This is a genomic window from Pseudomonas kilonensis, from assembly GCF_001269885.1.
In the GTDB taxonomy this organism is placed as follows: Bacteria; Pseudomonadota; Gammaproteobacteria; order Pseudomonadales; family Pseudomonadaceae; genus Aquipseudomonas; species Aquipseudomonas kilonensis.
Window position 1 is genome coordinate 481,364 of sequence record NZ_LHVH01000035.1, and the last position, 18,028, is coordinate 499,391.

The 18,028-nt window shown below is 62.3% G+C and carries 17 protein-coding genes; 13 read left to right on the plus strand and 4 right to left on the minus strand.

Annotated elements, in window-relative coordinates; all coding sequences use genetic code 11:
- The first annotated feature begins 253 nt into the window (after positions 1-253).
- From AD662_RS27620 to AD662_RS27645, 6 genes are all read left to right on the plus strand, one after another.
- Complete coding sequence (locus tag AD662_RS27620) at positions 254-1,117, plus strand: YicC/YloC family endoribonuclease (RefSeq protein WP_053190082.1); 864 nt, start codon at positions 254-256, stop codon at positions 1,115-1,117.
- Between the two features lie 10 nt (positions 1,118-1,127).
- Positions 1,128-1,748: a guanylate kinase gene (gene gmk, locus AD662_RS27625; RefSeq protein WP_003206877.1), complete on the plus strand. Its 621-nt coding sequence runs from the start codon at positions 1,128-1,130 to the stop codon at positions 1,746-1,748.
- 167 nt (positions 1,749-1,915) lie between these two features.
- Entirely contained in the window at positions 1,916-2,179 is a 264-nt protein-coding gene (gene rpoZ / locus AD662_RS27630) for a DNA-directed RNA polymerase subunit omega (protein ID WP_003177259.1), read from the plus strand.
- A gap of 60 nt (positions 2,180-2,239) precedes the next feature.
- Complete coding sequence (spoT, locus tag AD662_RS27635; RefSeq protein WP_053190083.1) at positions 2,240-4,345, plus strand: bifunctional GTP diphosphokinase/guanosine-3',5'-bis pyrophosphate 3'-pyrophosphohydrolase; 2,106 nt, start codon at positions 2,240-2,242, stop codon at positions 4,343-4,345.
- A gap of 24 nt (positions 4,346-4,369) precedes the next feature.
- Positions 4,370-4,750 (plus strand): RidA family protein, encoded by a 381-nt coding sequence (locus tag AD662_RS27640; RefSeq protein WP_003206880.1) that lies wholly within the window; start codon positions 4,370-4,372, stop codon positions 4,748-4,750.
- Between the two features lie 55 nt (positions 4,751-4,805).
- Positions 4,806-5,546, plus strand: a complete 741-nt coding sequence (locus AD662_RS27645; protein WP_018602475.1) for a hypothetical protein — start codon at positions 4,806-4,808, stop codon at positions 5,544-5,546.
- Positions 5,547-5,597: 51 nt separating this feature from the next.
- Here the strand turns inward: AD662_RS27645 and AD662_RS27650 are convergent, their stop codons facing one another.
- A complete protein-coding gene (locus AD662_RS27650) occupies positions 5,598-6,497 on the minus strand; it encodes a DMT family transporter (RefSeq protein WP_053183023.1) in 900 nt (299 codons plus the stop codon).
- Between the two features lie 246 nt (positions 6,498-6,743).
- A complete protein-coding gene (locus AD662_RS27655) occupies positions 6,744-7,601 on the minus strand; it encodes an SDR family oxidoreductase (protein WP_018602470.1) in 858 nt (285 codons plus the stop codon).
- A gap of 189 nt (positions 7,602-7,790) precedes the next feature.
- On the opposite strand from AD662_RS27655, the gene exbB reads away from it, so the two are divergent.
- From exbB to AD662_RS27685, 6 genes are all read left to right on the plus strand, one after another.
- Entirely contained in the window at positions 7,791-8,762 is a 972-nt protein-coding gene (exbB, locus tag AD662_RS27660) for a tonB-system energizer ExbB (protein WP_018602468.1), read from the plus strand.
- A 6-nt stretch (positions 8,763-8,768) separates the two neighbouring features.
- Complete coding sequence (exbD, locus tag AD662_RS27665) at positions 8,769-9,197, plus strand: TonB system transport protein ExbD (RefSeq protein WP_003206888.1); 429 nt, start codon at positions 8,769-8,771, stop codon at positions 9,195-9,197.
- On the plus strand, positions 9,194-9,949 hold the full coding sequence (locus AD662_RS27670; RefSeq protein WP_018602465.1) for an energy transducer TonB: 756 nt from the start codon (positions 9,194-9,196) through the stop codon (positions 9,947-9,949). Before exbD ends, AD662_RS27670 begins: the two co-directional genes overlap by 4 nt.
- A gap of 320 nt (positions 9,950-10,269) precedes the next feature.
- The gene (locus AD662_RS27675; protein WP_003206891.1) at positions 10,270-11,190 is read left to right on the plus strand and encodes a hydrogen peroxide-inducible genes activator; all 921 of its coding nucleotides are present in this window, start codon (positions 10,270-10,272) and stop codon (positions 11,188-11,190) included.
- A gap of 9 nt (positions 11,191-11,199) precedes the next feature.
- Complete coding sequence (gene recG / locus AD662_RS27680; RefSeq protein ID WP_053183029.1) at positions 11,200-13,275, plus strand: ATP-dependent DNA helicase RecG; 2,076 nt, start codon at positions 11,200-11,202, stop codon at positions 13,273-13,275.
- A gap of 79 nt (positions 13,276-13,354) precedes the next feature.
- Positions 13,355-14,752 carry an aminoacyl-tRNA deacylase and HDOD domain-containing protein gene (locus AD662_RS27685; protein ID WP_053183033.1) on the plus strand — a complete coding sequence of 466 codons (1,398 nt, stop codon included), beginning with the start codon at positions 13,355-13,357 and terminating at the stop codon, positions 14,750-14,752.
- Between the two features lie 196 nt (positions 14,753-14,948).
- On the opposite strand, the gene AD662_RS27690 is transcribed toward AD662_RS27685, so the two are convergent.
- Positions 14,949-15,329 (minus strand): hypothetical protein, encoded by a 381-nt coding sequence (locus tag AD662_RS27690; protein ID WP_018602453.1) that lies wholly within the window; start codon positions 15,327-15,329, stop codon positions 14,949-14,951.
- A gap of 526 nt (positions 15,330-15,855) precedes the next feature.
- Between AD662_RS27690 and AD662_RS27695 the strand changes: the two genes are divergently transcribed.
- The gene (locus tag AD662_RS27695) at positions 15,856-16,239 is read left to right on the plus strand and encodes a DUF6124 family protein (protein WP_014340872.1); all 384 of its coding nucleotides are present in this window, start codon (positions 15,856-15,858) and stop codon (positions 16,237-16,239) included.
- Positions 16,240-17,083: 844 nt separating this feature from the next.
- On the opposite strand, the gene tagQ is transcribed toward AD662_RS27695, so the two are convergent.
- A complete protein-coding gene (gene tagQ / locus AD662_RS27700; RefSeq protein WP_046064481.1) occupies positions 17,084-18,022 on the minus strand; it encodes a type VI secretion system-associated lipoprotein TagQ in 939 nt (312 codons plus the stop codon).
- Positions 18,023-18,028: the final 6 nt, after the last annotated feature.

Here is an 18,028-nt window from a genome sequence, read left to right on the forward strand (position 1 = left end):
GACGGAAAACTGCCGAGCATTATAGAGCCGTGAATCGTCATAGGGCAGTTAAACGTCGCTCGGTTCTAAAAGCCGGCGCGAGCGAAGCCGCGCAAAGGCCCGCCCGACGGGCTGCCACGCTTTGTCGCAAGCGCGGTTGGGGCATACGCGTCACTGCGCTACAATCCTGCGCCTTTGCTGCCCTTGGGCTTTTAATTTACAGATCCCAGGCCCACGACCACCGTCGTGCCGGCCTGCATTGCGAGGAACCTCCATGGTGCACAGCATGACCGCCTTCGCCCGCGTCGAAAAAGCCGGGGCCCAAGGCACGCTGAGCTGGGAACTGCGCTCGGTCAACAGCCGCTACCTGGAGCCGCACCTGCGCCTGCCCGAGTCTTTCCGCGACCTCGAAGGCGGCGTGCGCGAGGCTCTGCGCCAGGGCCTGTCCCGGGGCAAGCTGGAATGCACCCTGCGCTTCACCGAAGAAAGCACTGGCAAAGCCTTGCAGGTGGACCGCGAGCGCGCCGCGCAACTGGTCGCCGCGGCCGAAACCGTCGCCAGCCTGATCAAGCACCCTGCCGCCCTGAATCCACTGGAAGTCCTGGCCTGGCCCGGCGTACTGGTGGGTGACGCGAGCGACCCGCAGGCGCTGAACGCCGAGGCGATGGCACTGTTCAATGAAGGCCTCAAGGAACTCAAGGCCGGCCGCGAGCGCGAAGGCGCGGAGCTGGCCCGGCTGATCAACGATCGCCTGACCTCCATTGAAGAAGACGTCAGCACCCTGCGCGAACTGGTCCCGCAGATGCTCGCCACCCAGCGCCAGAAAGTCCTCGACCGCTTCACCGACATGAAGGCCGAGCTGGATCCACAACGGCTGGAACAGGAAATGGTCATGCTCGCGCAAAAGAGCGACGTGGCCGAAGAACTGGATCGCCTGAGCACCCACATCATCGAAGTTCGCCGGGTGCTCAAGTCCGGCGGTGCGGCCGGTCGCCGCCTCGACTTCCTGATGCAGGAGCTCAACCGCGAAGCCAATACACTGGGCTCCAAGGCCTTCGACCCGCGCAGCACCCAGGCGGCGGTCAACCTCAAGGTGTTGATCGAACAAATGCGCGAACAAGTGCAGAACATTGAGTAAGGCAAACGACATGACCCACAGCACCGGCACCCTCTACATCATTTCCGCGCCCTCGGGCGCCGGCAAGACCAGCCTGGTCAAGGCCCTGATCGATGCCGAACCGCAGATCCGCGTCTCGGTCTCGCACACCACCCGCGCCATGCGTCCGGGCGAAGTGAATGGCGTGAACTATCACTTCGTCGACCGCGAAGAGTTCGTGAAGATGGCCGAACACGGCGACTTCCTGGAGCGCGCCGAAGTTTTCGGCAACCTTTATGGCACTTCGCAAAGCTACTTGCAGCAGACCCTGGACGAAGGTCACGACCTGATCCTGGAAATCGACTGGCAAGGCGCCGAGCAGGTGCGCAAGCTGATGCCCCAGGCGCGTTCGATCTTCATTCTGCCGCCAAGCCAGCAAGCCTTGCGCCAGCGTCTGACCAACCGCGGCCAGGACAGCGACGACATCATCGAAGGCCGGATGCGCGAAGCGGTCAGCGAAATGAGTCACTACGTCGACTATGATTACCTGATCATCAACGACGATTTCGCCCACGCGCTGGACGACCTGAAGGCGATTTTCCGCGCCAGCCAGCTGCAGCAGAAACGCCAGCAGCAACGTTTCGGCAAATTATTGGCCGAATTGTTGGGCTGAACAGCCCTTCCCAAAACCGCTGCGACGGCTTTACATTGGTAGTCGCAGCGCGCCGAGGGGTTTGGTTAAAAAATCAGCGCTTCCCTAAACGCTGGTGTTTTTTTAAACTGTCGAGTCCGCTCGCCCAACCGGGCAGCGCGCATATTGCATTCGCTCCGAGGAATACCATGGCCCGCGTAACCGTTGAAGACTGCCTAGAACACGTGGAAAACCGCTTTGAGCTGGTCATGCTCTCTACCAAGCGTGCCCGTCAACTGGCCACCGGTGGCAAAGAGCCGTTGGTCCAGTGGGAAAACGACAAGCCTACCGTAGTAGCGCTGCGTGAAATCGCCGAAGGCCTGATGAGCTACGAGTTCATCGCCAACGCTGAAATCGTCGAAGACGAACCGCTGTTCGCAGCGTTCGAGGACGAGTCCAACGAGGCGGTCTAAGCCTATGCCTGGTCGACGTAGCACGGCGCGGGGTCACAGCAAACGGCAGGAGTCATCATCATGCCGAGCATAGACGCCCTCGCCGATCGCTTATCGGCCTACCTCGGCACGGACCAGGTCAATCTGGTCCGCCGAGCCTATTTCTACGCCGAACAAGCCCACGACGGCCAGCGCCGCCGCAGCGGCGAGGCGTACGTCACGCATCCCCTTGCGGTGGCGAATATTCTTGCCGACATGCACATGGACCATCAGAGCCTGATGGCGGCGATGCTGCATGACGTGATCGAAGACACCGGCATTGCCAAGGAAGCGCTGCAAGCGCAGTTCGGCGAAACCGTGGCCGAACTGGTCGACGGGGTCAGCAAGCTGACCCAGATGAACTTCGAGACCAAGGCCGAGGCCCAGGCCGAAAACTTCCAGAAAATGGCCATGGCCATGGCCCGCGACATTCGCGTGATCCTGGTCAAGCTCGCCGACCGCCTGCACAACATGCGCACCCTGGAAGTGCTGTCCGGCGAAAAACGCCGGCGCATCGCCAAGGAAACCCTGGAAATCTACGCCCCCATCGCCAATCGCCTGGGTATGCACGCGATCCGCATCGAGTTCGAAGACCTGGGCTTCAAGGCCATGCACCCGATGCGTTCGGCGCGGATCAACCAGGCCGTCAAGCGCGCCCGGGGCAACCGCAAGGAAATCGTCAACAAGATCGAAGAGTCCCTGAGCCACTGCCTGGCCATCGACGGCATCGAAGGCGAAGTCAGCGGGCGGCAGAAACACCTCTACGGCATCTACAAGAAAATGCGCGGCAAGCGTCGGGCCTTCAACGAGATCATGGACGTCTACGCGTTCCGGATCATCGTCGACAAGGTCGATACCTGCTACCGCGTGCTGGGCGCTGTACATAATTTGTACAAACCGTTGCCGGGGCGCTTCAAGGATTACATCGCGATCCCCAAGGCCAACGGCTATCAATCGCTGCACACCACGCTGTTCGGCATGCACGGCGTACCGATCGAGATCCAGATCCGCACCCGTGAAATGGAAGAAATGGCCAACAACGGCATCGCCGCCCATTGGCTGTACAAATCCAGCGGTGACGAACAGCCCAAGAGCACCCACGCCCGCGCCCGACAATGGGTCAAGGGCGTGCTGGAAATGCAGCAGCGTGCCGGCAACTCCCTGGAATTCATCGAGAGCGTGAAGATCGACCTGTTCCCGGACGAGGTCTACGTCTTCACACCCAAGGGCCGGATCATGGAGCTGCCCAAAGGCTCCACGGCCGTGGACTTTGCCTATGCGGTGCACACCGACGTCGGCAACAGTTGCATCGCCTGCCGGATCAACCGCCGCCTGGCGCCGTTGTCCGAGCCGCTGCAAAGCGGCTCCACGGTGGAAATCGTCAGCGCCCCGGGCGCCCGGCCCAACCCGGCGTGGCTCAATTTCGTGGTCACCGGCAAGGCCCGCACCCATATCCGTCACGCCCTGAAACTGCAACGCCGCTCCGAATCCATCAGCCTCGGCGAACGCCTGCTGAACAAGGTGCTGAACGGTTTCGACAGCTCGCTGGACAAGATCCCGGCCGAGCGCGTGCAACTGATGCTCCACGAATACCGTCTCGAATTGATCGAAGACCTGCTCGAAGACATCGGCCTGGGCAATCGCATGGCCTACGTCGTTGCCCGTCGCCTGCTCGGCGAAGGCGAACAGTTGCCAAGCCCCGAAGGCCCGCTGGCGATTCGCGGCACCGAAGGCCTGGTGCTCAGTTATGCCAAGTGCTGTACGCCGATCCCGGGCGACCCGATTGTCGGCCATTTGTCCGCCGGCAAAGGGATGGTCGTGCACTTGGACAACTGCCGCAACATCAGCGAAATCCGGCACAACCCGGAAAAATGCATCCAGCTCTCCTGGGCCAAGGATGTCACCGGCGAATTCAACGTCGAGCTGCGGGTCGAGCTGGAGCACCAGCGCGGCCTGATCGCCCTGCTGGCCAGCAGCGTCAATGCCGCCGACGGCAATATCGAAAAAATCAGCATGGATGAACGCGATGGCCGCATCAGCGTCGTTCAATTGGTGGTCAGCGTACACGACCGTGTGCACCTGGCCCGTGTGATCAAGAAACTGCGCGCCCTGACCGGCGTTATCCGCATCACCCGCATGCGCGCGTAGCCCATTCGTTATCAGGAGTCATTCATGACCAAGACCGTTATCACCAGCGACAAGGCCCCGGCCGCCATCGGTACTTATTCCCAGGCGATCAAGGCCGGCAACACCGTGTACATGTCGGGCCAGATTCCACTGGACCCCAAGACCATGGAGCTGGTGGAAGGCTTCGAAGCCCAGACCGTGCAGGTGTTCGAAAACCTCAAGGCCGTGGCCGAGGCCGCCGGTGGTTCGTTCAAGGACATCGTCAAGCTGAACATCTTCCTCACCGACCTGAGCCACTTCGCCAAGGTCAACGAGGTGATGGGCAAGTACTTCGACCAGCCTTACCCTGCCCGCGCCGCCATCGGCGTGGCGGCCCTGCCCAAGGGCGCTCAGGTTGAGATGGATGCCATCCTGGTCATCGAGTAATAAGGCCGGCGCAGCCTCCCCCGCTGCGCCGTTTTCGTCTTGAAAGGATTCCACCATGCGCAAAGCGCTTGCTCTCTCGTTGGCAGCCCTGCTTCTGGGCGGCTGTGCCAGCGACCCTGCCGACCGTGACATCAGCGGCACCTGGATCAACCAGGCAGCCATCGACGCTGCCGCCAAGGGCGGCCCGCTTCGCGAAGCGCTGCAGGGCTATGGCCCGAACCTGGAATGGGACGTCAACACCCGTGCCGGCCAGGCGCGCTACACCAACGGTTTTGAAAACGTCGAAGGCAAATTGCTGGGTGAAGAAGACGGCGCCTGGAAAGTCGATTTCTACGGCAGCTCCGCCAGCGAACTCAAGCGCGATGGCGACCAGTTGAGCCAGGCCGCCACCGAGAACGAACCGCAGCAGGTGTTCGATCGCGCACAAGTCCAGGTCCCGGAAGGCGCGCCCATCGGCGCCAGTTTCGAGCGTGCGCTGTATGCCGCCTACCTGGGCGGCACCTGGAACATCGCCAGCGGCCCCGGCCAGGGCGCCACCGTGCAATTCCAGCCCGACGGCCAGGTCAGCGGCCTGCCGGGTGCCGATCGCTATGCCTTGTGCCTGGCCGGCGATTGCGCCTCCATGAGCGGTGGAAACGACAACATCTGGCTGCAACAGAACGGCCAGGGCAACACCTGGATCTTTGCCCGCGACGGCAAGAAGCTGGAGATCTTCCAGACCGTCAACGCCGCGCTGGCCGATGAAATGCCTTCGTTCACGCCGGGCACTCGGCAGTGGGTGCTGGAAAAGCAGTAAGAGATAGGGCGCTTTGAACTAACTGTACGAGCGCCCCCTCCCGGCAAAGGTTCACGCGCGAGACGCAACAGGCTTTTTTCTACCCAGGCGGATCAGCTCATTGGAGAAACACAGCCCAATGATGATCAGCAGTGCGCCCGGGTACAGGCTTTCGCGCGGCACTTCATTGAGCACAACAAATGCCAGCAGTGCGGCGAACAGCGGCTCGGTCAGCTCCAAGGCTTGCACCTGGGATGGCTTGAGGTACTCGATTGCCTTGGTGGTACAGAAAAAGCCGAGGATGGTCGGCAGCGCGGCCAGCGCCAGCAGTGCGGCAATCGCCCAGGGCGACAGCTCACCGATCACGAAGCCGTCGGCCGAAGCCGGCATCAGCAAGTACAGGCTGCCGAAGAACAGCAACTGACGAGTGAAGTGCAGCCCACCGGACACGCCCATCCGTTTCATGGCTACCGAAAACGCCCCATAGCCGCAGCCCGCCATGGACGCGAGCGCAACGCCTTGGAGCGTGAAGCCCTGCTGCAGATCGGCGCCAAAGATCACCGCGATTCCGGCGATCGCCAAGGCGGCACCCACAGTGGCGTTCGCGGTGATCGGATCCTTGAGGATTATGCGCCCGAGCACGATCGAGGAAATGGAAGCGCTGGCCATCAGCATCACGACTACCCCCGCCGCAGCGTAATGCCGATAGGCAGCCGTTTCGAAGTGGAACAGCACAAAGATACCGAGAAACGCGCAGATCGCCGCCTGGGTCCATTTGGCCGTCGTCGCCGGACGCTTGATAAACAGCAGCAAGGCCGAGAGCAGCAGACAACCCAGGACGGTCTTTATGACGGCGACACTGCTGGCGGTGAAACCATTGCTCATGAGCACTTTGCTGAGCACGCCTATCGTGGCGTTAAGTGCGGCGGCGGAGAGTGCAAAGATAACGCCTTTGCTGAAACTGGCTTGCATTGATGACGGTCCTTGTCGCTGTCAGGTCGTTCGATAGGATGTTGGCCCACCGACGACGCAAAAGATGACTGAAACGGTTGCGGGTGGCCTGCAGATCACTCTTGGCTTCGGCAAGCAGCGGATAATGCTCGGCGAGCTCGATGAACCAAGTCAAGACCCGGAAGGTACTCAGGACGGTAAGCGCCCATAGAGAACTAGCCCTTGGCGCCGAACCCCATCATCGAGCACACGCCGAGCAGGCCAGTGTCAGCAGCGCCCTTCCAGGATCGCCGCATACCCCTCGCGAAAACTCGGATACCGCGGCGTCCAGCCCAAGGCCTTCGCCCGGGCATTGCTGCAGCGCTTGCTGCCGGCGCGACGCACGCTGGCGTCTTCGGCCCACTCGGTCACGCCCATGAATTCGCGCAACCAGCCCACCACCTCGGCCAGTGGCGCAGGGGCGTCGTCGACGCCGATGTAGCAATCGTCCAGCACCTGGCCCTGGCGATCGGCCTCCAGCAGAAACGCCAACAAGCCGGCCGCATCGTCGGCGTGGATGCGATTGGCGTACAGCGGCGGGTCGATCACGACGCGATACCCTTGGCGGACCTGGCTCAGCAGCCACTCCCGTCCCGGCCCATAGATGCCGGTCAGGCGCACGCGGCTGGCCGGGATGCCACTGTCCAAGGCGACTTGCTCGGCTTCGAGCATCAGGCGACCGGAATACCCGCCGGCCACGGTTGGCGAGGTTTCATCCACCCATTCGCCCTGCTGTTGCCCATAAACGCTGCTGCTGGACACAAAAAGCAGGCGCTTGGGCCGCTGGCCATGCTGCTTCAGCCAACTCAACACATGCTGCAACCCTTCGACATAAGCCGTGCGATAGCCCGCTTCGTCATGGTCGGTGGCTGCGGCGCTGTACACCAGGTAATCCAGCGACCCGGTGGGCCAGTCAGCGGGGCATTGCTCGCTGAACAAATCCCCCGCCACCCCGATAACGCCGGCCGGCAGGTTCGAAACCGTGCGCCGCAGGCCATGGACTTGCCAATGCTCGGCCACTAACTGGCTGGCCAGGCGGCCGCCGATATCACCGCAGCCGGCGATCAAAACAGAAGGCGCGGACATCAAGAACTCCTCTGGCAAAGCCGCAGACTAGCCTTCGCAGGGGACGAGCGGCTAGCCATGTGAGAAAAAAAGTAACTGTATTACTTTTGTTAACAAGAATTAATTGCAATAATGCCCACCACTTTTGTTCTCGGCCCCACGAGGCCTGGAAGAACATCAACCTTCTTTTTCCTCTCAGGTCCGGCCAGCATGAAACGCTCTCTATCCCCCGCTTCGCCAACCAATCGACCTCGTGCCTGGAGCACGGTAGCCGCCCTGCTGTTCAGCCTGCTGCTGGCACCTGTCGCCGCGTTCGCCGATGCACAGACGCCGACCACGACGCCGGCCACCGCACCGGCTGCTGCCCAGGCACCGGCCGACCCGGCCGCTCCCGTTGCAACGCCTGTCGCCACCGACCCGGCCCAAGCCGTCGAAGCCGACGCACCTGAAGTGCTCGAAGCCGACAATACCCTGGGCATGGCTCACGACCTGTCGCCATGGGGCATGTACAAGAACGCCGACATCATCGTGAAAATCGTGATGATCGGCCTGGCCATCGCCTCGATCATCACCTGGACCATCTGGATTGCCAAAGGCTTCGAGCTGCTGGGTGCCAAGCGTCGCTTGCGTGGTGAAATCGCCGCCCTGAAAAAAGCCACCACCCTCAAGGAAGCCAGCGCCACCGCCGCGAAGGCCGGCACTCTTGCCAACCTGCTGGTGCATGACGCACTCGAAGAGATGCGCCTGTCGGCCAACAGCCGCGAAAAAGAAGGCATCAAGGAACGTGTGAGCTTCCGCCTCGAGCGCCTGGTCGCCGCCTGTGGTCGCAGCATGAGCAGCGGCACCGGCGTGCTCGCCACCATCGGCTCTACCGCGCCATTTGTCGGCCTGTTCGGCACCGTGTGGGGCATCATGAACAGCTTCATCGGCATCGCCAAGACCCAGACCACCAACCTCGCCGTTGTCGCGCCCGGCATCGCCGAAGCCCTGCTGGCAACAGCCTTGGGCCTGGTCGCAGCGATCCCGGCCGTGGTGATCTACAACGTCTTCGCCCGCTCCATTGCCGGCTACAAGGCCCAGGTCTCCGACGCTTCGGCCGAAGTCCTGCTGCTGGTCAGCCGCGACCTCGACCACTTGCCGCCCGAGCGTGGCTCGCAACCGCACATGGTGAAAGTGGGGTAATCGGCCATGGGCCTGCATTTGAAAGAAGGCGCAGACGACGATCTGGCCGAGAACCACGAAATCAACGTCACACCGTTCATCGACGTGATGCTGGTGCTGTTGATCATCTTCATGGTGGCGGCCCCGCTCGCCACCGTGGACATCAAGGTTGACCTGCCGGCATCGACGGCCAAGCCTTCGCCACGGCCGGAGAAACCGGTGTTCCTCAGCGTCAAGGCCGACCAGCGCCTATTCCTGGGTGAAGACGAGGTCAAGGCCGAAACCCTCGGCGCGACCCTCGACGCCAAGACCCAAGGCAAGAAAGACACGACAATCTTCTTCCAGGCCGACAAAGGCGTGGACTACGGCGACCTGATGAGCGTGATGGACGCGCTGCGGGGCGCCGGTTACCTGAAGGTCGGTTTGGTCGGACTCGAGACGGCGCCCAAGAAATGATCACGACGCGCCAAAAGCTGACGCGTTACAGCGGTAGCCTGGCAGTGGTGCTGGGCGTACATGCGCTCGCCATCGCCGTGGCGCTGAACTGGACATCACGCGCGCCCATCGAATTGCCTCCCCAGGCAATGATGGTCGAGCTGGCGCCGGTACCAGCCCCGCCGCCACCGGCACCGCCCAAAGTCGTCACACCGCCGCAACCTCCCGAGCCGGTCGAAGAATTGCCGCTACCCAAGCTTGCCGAAGCGCCGAAGCCGGAGATTTCCGTGCCCAAGCCGGTCAAGCCCAAGCCAAAGCCGCAACCGCCCAAGCCCAAACCGGTGGAGAAAAAGCCCGAGCCGCCGAAGGAACAGCCGTCGGAGCAGAAGCCCAGCGACACCCCGCCAACCCAGTCAGTGGCCGAGAAGTCCGCACAACCGGCTCCTGGCCCGTCGCCCGCGCAATCGGCGGCCAAGGCCAATTGGCAGGGCACGCTGCTGGCGCACCTGGGCAAGTACAAGAAGTACCCGCCCAGGGCCCAGCAGATGAACAAGGAAGGCACCAACCGCCTGCGCTTCGTGGTGGATGCCGAAGGCAACGTGTTGTCATTCGAACTGGTGGGCAGCTCCGGCACGGAGTTGCTGGACAAGGCCACCCTGGAAATGATCCGCAAAGCCCAACCGCTGCCCAAGCCGCCGGCCGAGCTGCTGACCAACGGCACCATCGAACTGACGGCACCGTTTGTGTACTCCATCGACAAGCGCCGGCGTTGATCTCAATTACCAGCCCCTTAACAGGGGCTTCCTGTTCCAGGTAAGCGTTTTGGAGCACAGGGGATTGGGAGCAAAGCCATCTGTGGAGCCAGGGCATCTGTGGGAGCAAAGCTTGCTCGCGATACAGGCACCTCGGTTCCAGCGAACACCGCGTTAACTTCATCGCGGGCAAGCTTTGCTCCCACAGACAATTCCACATTCTTAAATAAATCCCTGACCACACAGACATTGGACAGTGTCACACCGCACCCCCAGTCTGATAACGTGCGTCTATCGATTGCAGCCGGTATGCTTGGCTCGCAACTTCACGGACGCTCGCCATGACCCTCACAGAATTACGCTACATCGTGACCCTCGCCCAAGAGCAGCATTTCGGCCATGCGGCCGAGCGTTGCCACGTCAGCCAGCCGACGCTGTCGGTGGGCGTGAAAAAGCTTGAAGACGAACTCGGTGTGCTGATTTTCGAGCGCAGCAAAAGCGCCGTGCGCCTGACCCCCGTGGGCGAAGGCATCGTGGCCCAGGCACAAAAGGTCCTGGAGCAGGCCCAGGGCATTCGCGAACTGGCCCAGGCCGGCAAGAACCAACTGACCGCCCCGCTGAAAGTCGGCGCGATCTACACCGTCGGCCCGTACCTGTTCCCGCACCTGATTCCGCAACTGCACCGGGTCGCCCCGCAGATGCCGTTGTACATCGAAGAAAACTTCACCCATGTGCTGCGCGACAAGCTGCGCAACGGCGAGCTGGACGCGATCATCATCGCCCTGCCGTTCAACGAAGCCGACGTCCTGACCCTGCCGCTCTACGACGAACCGTTCTACGTCCTGATGCCGGCCCAGCACCCCTGGACCCAGAAAAAAACCATCGACGCCGCCCTGCTCAACGACAAGAGCCTGCTGTTGCTCGGCGAAGGCCACTGCTTCCGCGACCAGGTGCTCGAAGCCTGCCCGACCCTGACCAAGGGCAGCGAAGGCGCCAAGCACACTACGGTGGAGTCCAGCTCCCTGGAAACCATCCGCCACATGGTCGCCTCGGGCCTGGGCATTTCGATCCTGCCGCTGTCGGCAGTGGACAGCCATCATTACGCCCCGGGCGTGATCGAAGTCCGCCCGCTGACGCCGCCCGTGCCGTTCCGCACCGTCGCCATCGCCTGGCGCGCCAGTTTCCCGCGGCCCAAGGCCATCGAGATCCTCGCTGACTCGATCCGTCTGTGCTCCGTGGCCAAGCCGCCCGCTGGCAAGTAAGCCACGGCCATGACGGAGCTGTCGAAAGTGCCGGTCACGACACTCAAGGGTGTCGGTGAAGCCATGGCCGAGAAACTGGCCAAGGTCGGCCTGGAAAACCTCCAGGACGTGCTGTTCCACCTGCCGCTGCGTTACCAGGACCGCACCCGCGTGGTGCCCATCGGCCATTTGCGCCCGGGGCAGGATGCGGTGATCGAAGGCACCGTCAGCGGCGCCGACGTAGTCATGGGCCGCCGTCGCAGCCTGGTGGTGCGCCTGCAGGACGGCACCGGCGGGCTCAGCCTGCGCTTCTACCATTTCAGCAATGCACAAAAGGAAGGCCTCAAGCGCGGCACCCGCGTACGCTGCTACGGCGAGGCGCGGCCCGGGGCTTCGGGGCTGGAGATCTATCACCCGGAATACCGCGCCATCACCGGCGACGAACCGCCGCCGGTGGACGAAACCCTGACCCCGGTCTATCCGCTCACCGAAGGCCTGACCCAACAACGCTTGCGCCAGCTCTGCCAGCAAACCCTGACCCTGCTCGGCCCCAGCAGCCTGCCCGACTGGCTGCCCACGGAACTGGCCCGGGATTACCACCTGGCACCCCTGGCCGATGCGATCCGCTACCTGCACCATCCGCCCGCCGATGCCGACGTCGACGAACTCGCCCTCGGCCATCACTGGGCCCAGCATCGCCTGGCGTTCGAAGAACTGCTGACCCATCAACTGTCGCAGCAACGCCTGCGCGAAAGCCTGCGTTCCCTGCGCGCCCCGGCCATGCCCAAGGCCAGGGATCTGCCGGCCCGCTACCTGGCCAACCTCGGTTTCGCCCCCACCGGTGCCCAGCAACGGGTCGGCAACGAAATCGCCTACGACCTGAGCCAGCCGGAGCCGATGCTGCGGCTGATCCAGGGCGATGTCGGCGCCGGCAAGACCGTGGTCGCCGCCCTGGCGGCGCTGCAGGCCTTGGAGGCCGGTTATCAGGTGGCGCTGATGGCGCCCACCGAGATCCTGGCCGAACAACATTTCATCACCTTCCAGCGCTGGCTCGAACCGTTGGGCATCGAAGTCGCCTGGCTGGCCGGTAAGCTCAAGGGCAAGAACCGCGTCGCCGCCCTGGCACAGATCGCCGAAGGCGCACCGATGGTGGTCGGCACCCATGCGCTGTTCCAGGACGAAGTGCAGTTCAAGAACCTGGCCCTGGTGATCATCGACGAACAGCACCGCTTCGGCGTGCAACAGCGCCTGGCCTTGCGGCAGAAAGGCGTGGGTGGGCGGATGTGCCCTCATCAACTGATCATGACCGCGACGCCGATCCCGCGGACCCTGGCGATGAGCGCCTACGCCGACCTCGACACCTCGATCCTCGACGAACTGCCCCCCGGCCGCACACCGGTCAATACCGTGCTGGTCACCGACACCCGACGAGTGGAGGTGATCGAGCGCGTGCGCGGCGCCTGTGCCGAAGGGCGGCAGGCCTATTGGGTGTGCACGTTGATTGAAGAGTCGGAAGAGCTGACCTGCCAGGCGGCCGAAACCACCTTTGAAGACCTCACTGCCGCCCTCGGCGAGTTGAAGGTCGGGCTGATCCACGGCCGCATGAAGCCCGCCGAGAAAGCCGCCGTCATGGCTGAGTTCAAGGCCGGCGCCCTGCAACTTTTGGTTGCCACCACGGTAATCGAGGTGGGCGTCGACGTGCCCAATGCCAGCCTGATGATCATCGAGAACCCCGAGCGCCTGGGCCTGGCGCAGCTGCACCAACTGCGCGGCCGGGTGGGCCGGGGCAGCGCCGCCAGCCATTGCGTCTTGCTCTATCACCCGCCGTTGTCGCAGATCGGGCGCCAGCGGCTGGGGATCATGCGCGAAACCAACGACGGTTTCATCATCGCTGAAAAAGACCTCGAGTTGCGCGGCCCCGGTGAAATGCTCGGCACACGCCAGACGGGTCTGCTTCAATTCAAGGTAGCCGACCTGATGCGCGACGCCGATCTGCTCCCCGCCGTACGCGACGCCGCCCAGGCCCTGCTGGAACGCTGGCCCGACCACGTCAGCCCGCTGCTGGATCGCTGGCTGCGTCATGGGCAGCAATACGGCCAAGTGTGAGCACGCGCTCAGTTTTCAAGACGCGCGTACCGGACAAGCTGGTTATACTGACCAACTTGTATGAAAACGGATACAGACCATGACAGAAGCTGCCCTCGTCCCCGAAGCCCCGCACGCTCCGTCTGTTATTCGGCTGTTGCTCGAAAAGTTGGGCATCGGCTATGACGAAGTACTCGAACGACCCGGCCTGAACCCAGCCCGCAAAGTGCAGGCGGTGTTGTTGCACGATGCCGTTGGCGCGCTCATGGTGCTGTTTCCGCAAAGCCAGTTGCTGGACCTCAATCGCCTGGCCGAACTCACCGGTCGCAAGCTCACGGCGGTGCCGACCGAACGCCTGGAGCGCATGCTCGGCAAACACAGCCTGAGCCTGCTGCCCGGCCTGCCGGCGCTGACCAGCTCGCCGTGCCTGTACGAAGAAAGCCTGCTGCGCGAACCGAAGTTGCTGATCAACTCCGGTGAGCCGGGGCTGTTGCTGGAAGTCACCAGCGAAGCGTTCAAGACCATGCTCACCAAGGCCAGCGCCGCGACGTTCGGTGAACCCGTGAGCAACATCACCCCCAACCTGGACCGCCCGCACGACGACCGCAAGGAAATCACCCAGGCCGTACAGGCGTTCACCGCCCGGCGTATCCAGCAACGGCTGGAAGAAACCATCGAGATCCCGCCGCTGGCTGAAACCGCGCAGAAAATCATCAAGCTGCGGGTCGACCCCGACGCGACCATCGATGACATCACCGGCGTGGTGGAAACCGACCCGGCCCTGGCCGCGCAAGTGGTGAGCTGGGCGGCATCGCCCTACTACGCATCACCCGGCAAGATTCGTTCGGTGGAAGATGCCATCGTCCGGGTACTGGGCTTCGACCTGGTGATCAACCTGGCGCTGGGCCTGGCCCTGGGCAAGACCCTGAGCCTGCCCAAGGACCACCCGCAACACACCACGCCGTACTGGCACCAGTCGATCTACACCGCCGCCGTCATCGAAGGCCTGACCCGCGCCATGCCGCGCGCCCAGCGACCCGAAGGCGGCCTGACCTACCTGTCCGGCCTGCTGCACAACTTCGGTTACCTGCTGCTGGCCCACGTGTTCCCGCCGCACTTCTCGTTGATCTGCCGGCACCTGGAGGTCAACCCGCACCTGTGCCACAGCTACGTGGAACAGCACCTGCTGGGCATCAGTCGCGAGCAGATCGGCGCCTGGCTGATGCGCTACTGGGACATGCCCGACGAACTGGCCACCGCCCTGCGCTTCCAGCACGACCCGCACTACGACGGCGAATATGCCGAATATCCGAACCTGGTGTGCCTGGCGGTGCGCCTGCTGCGCTCGCGCAGCATCGGCTCCGGCCCGGATGAAGAAATCCCGGACGCGCTGCTTGAACGCGTGGGCTTGACCCGGGAAAAGGCCAACGATGTAGTCAGCAAAGTGCTGGACGCGGAAGTGTTGCTGCGGGAGCTGGCTTCGCAGTTTGGCCATTGATGGCCAACACTGGCAACTGAGCTTTTGTGGCGAGGGGATTTATCCCCGCTGGGCTGCGAAGCAGCCCTAAAACCTGATTCACCGCTTATGCAGGCTCGCCGCAGTTAGTCCTTTGGGGCCTGCTGCGCAGTCCAGCGGGGATAAATCCCCTCGCCACACTAATCCCTTTGCCCTTTGGCACAAGGGTCTGCGCGGCTCAAACTTTCTTGGCCTTCCTCGGCTTCAAATACTTCATCAGCCCCTGGAACCAGATCACCAGCGCCGGGTTGCCCTTGATCTGGATCGACTTGTCCTGAATCCCCGTCATGAACGCCAGCTGCTTGTTCTTGGCCTGCATCGTGGCGAAGCCATAGGCGGCGTCCTTGAAGGCAATGGCGAACGCAGGCTCCGGGTAAGTGCCGGACTGGCTAGTGATGCGCTGGTTTTTCACCGTGAAATGCCGGGCGACCTTGCCGTCCAGGGTTTGCAGCTGAAACACCAATTCCTTGTCGCCCAACTGCTGCTGGAACGCCGGATTGGTCCGACTGGCCTTGCCCATCAACAACCCCAGCATCCACAGCAGAAAACGAAATTTCATGGGCACAGCCTCGTGATGAAAGATGATTGGCTGGCAGTTTAGCGATTCCTCGGCGTAACACCATCATCGGATCGCTTTGTCGGAAGATAAGCTGATTTTCGCGAAAGATGACTGCCAAGTCACAAAACTCAAAAGCAAAAGATCGCAGCCTTCGGCAGCTCCTACATCGATTTCCGTAGGAGCTGCCGAAGGCTGCGATCTTTTGATCTTTTTGCTCTCCTGTTCCTCGGACATTTCCTTCAAAACGCCGGGCTGTTCATGAACTAGGCAGCGCTTACGAGCGCCGCTAACCTCTGTTCGTCATCGCAAAAAACGGTGACACGGACGTGCAAGTCCGACCTGGAGCACAATTGGTTATAGCTATTGGACGAGCATTTTTTTATGCTCGCGCCCCGTTATGGCAACTGTGCGTGGGAGACCTTCGGGTCTGCCGGATACTCCGGGCCGGTCTTGCACACTTACGCACAGTTGCCACCCTTTTCGAATGCAAGCGAGAGGATGTCAGCCCCAATACCGGAAAAATAATATGTTCAAGGTCACTCCCAATCCACCGCAAAACGGCCACAAATCCCGCGTCCAAGCGCAGGAAGAAAAAAAGCTCGATGACGCCGCCACCCGCGCCCTCGACTACTACCTCAACCCCAAGCCCGCCTCACCGCCCGAACCCGACAGCACCAAGCTGTTCATCGTCGCCCCCCACATCGACACCGAAACCTTGCTGGCCAACGCTTCCGAAGACCTGCTCTCCATCAGCACCATCGCCGCCGACCTGGCTGACGACGTGGATGACTCACGCCGCTGTGTCGCCCTGGCGATCAGTCGCATGGCCGATGGGGTGCAGTTGTTGGTTGAGCGGGCGTTGGATCATCTGGAAACCAAGGAGGCGGTGGCGCCCGGCGCCAAGGTATAGAGCTTTGCATTGATGCAGGCTGAACCGGCGCCATCGCGAGCAAGCTCGCTCCCACAGGGTTCTGTGTCGAACCGAATCTCAAGTTCAACGCCAATCCATTGTGGGAGCGGGCTTGCTCGCGAAAGCGGAGTATCAGGCAACATCGATACCGACTGAACAGACGCCTTCGCGAGCAAGCCCGCTCCCACAGTTGGATTGGGGTACGGCTGGAGAGATAGGTCGGCTATAAGGCCGCCTCGCGAGCAAGCTTTGCTCCCACAGGTCCTGCTCAAACAGATCTGACGGGTGTACGACCGGGAGAACCAGGTCGGCTATAAGGCCGCCTCGCGAGCAAGCTTTGCTCCCACAGGTCCTGCTCAAACAGATCTGAGGGGTGTACGACCGCAAGAGCCAGGCCGGCTGTTAGGCCGCCTCGCGGTGGACGTTGATTTCGGCGCCCCGTTAACCACGATGGCCGAACGCAGGTATTGCGCAGTGGGCACCTCGGCATGGATGCCGAGGTAGCCGCGCTGGGCCATGGATGGCCCTTCGCGGCGGGCCCACGGAGCAATGCCGGAGTGAGGGCACACCGAGCCTAAGCGAGGTGCCGAGTGGTGGGGCAAAGCCTTTTTGGTTACTTTTTTGGCGTCTGAAAAAAGTGACCCGCCGTAAGGGCGGAACCCTAAGCCGCCGTTACCGCAGCAACGGATATGCCCCCAAAAACAACTGTGGGAGCGAGCTTGCTCGCGATGGCGGCGGGTCAGTCGACATTAATGCCAACTGAACCGACGCTATCGCGAGCAGGCTCGCTCCCACAAGGTTTTGGGTTTTGGCTGCTGATCAACGACCAGCCACCATCACTCAATCAAACATTCGGGCAAGGCACCGGTGCCCAGTCGCCCAGGTCCGGGTTTTTGCACATGCTGTTGACCTGAGTGGTACCCGCGCTGGCGACCTGCTTGCTTTGATCCTGTTTGGCCTTGGCGTCCTGCAAGGTTTTCTCAGTGGCGACCGCTTCTTTAGGCACGGTTGGCAGTTCTTTCTTCTTCGCCGGCGTCACTTTCTTCTTGGTCTTGGTGCTGGTCTGCGCCACAACCTGCGTGGTATCGGCAGTGGCCACAGTCACCACGTCAGTACGCTGCACACCCACTTGCTGCAGGTCTTTCTCGTAAGCCTGGGTGTAGTTGTTCAGGTCTTCGGACGCTTTGCCGTTGACCGCGACAATCAGGTCGTTCGACTCTTTCAGGCCGGCGACGATTTCTGCCAGGCGCTTGCGGCCTTCAGTGTCATTGACGGTCTTGGCCTTGCGGTCGGCAACCAGTTTGCTGAACGCGCTCTGGTAGCACTGCTGCGAAGCCTTGGCGTAGGCAGTGCTGCGGTCGATGTCCGACGCGCTTTTGCTGACGTCGGCAGCGTAGGAGGCGATGCGCATGTTGTCATCGGCGATCTGCTTCTGGCGCTCGGTGTAGTAACCGGCTGCACCACCGGCCAGGGCGCCGCCCGCGGCACCGATGGCGGCGTTGCGGCCACGGTCTTCCTTATCGGCGGTCAGGACGCCCAGCAGTGCACCACCGACCGCGCCGACGGCAGCGCCGGTGACCACGGACTTGGTCATGTTGCCTTCGGTGGAACGCAGGTGCTGCACCGGCTCGTAGCAATTCGGGTAGTACTCGACCTTGGTGCTCGAGGCGACCTTGGAGGTCGGCGACGTGGCGCAGCCGGTCAGTACGGTGCTGAAGCCGACAGCGACCATCAGCAAGTGACGCTTGGAAACCGAAGCCAAAGGTTTACGGGAGAAAAGCATAGTTGT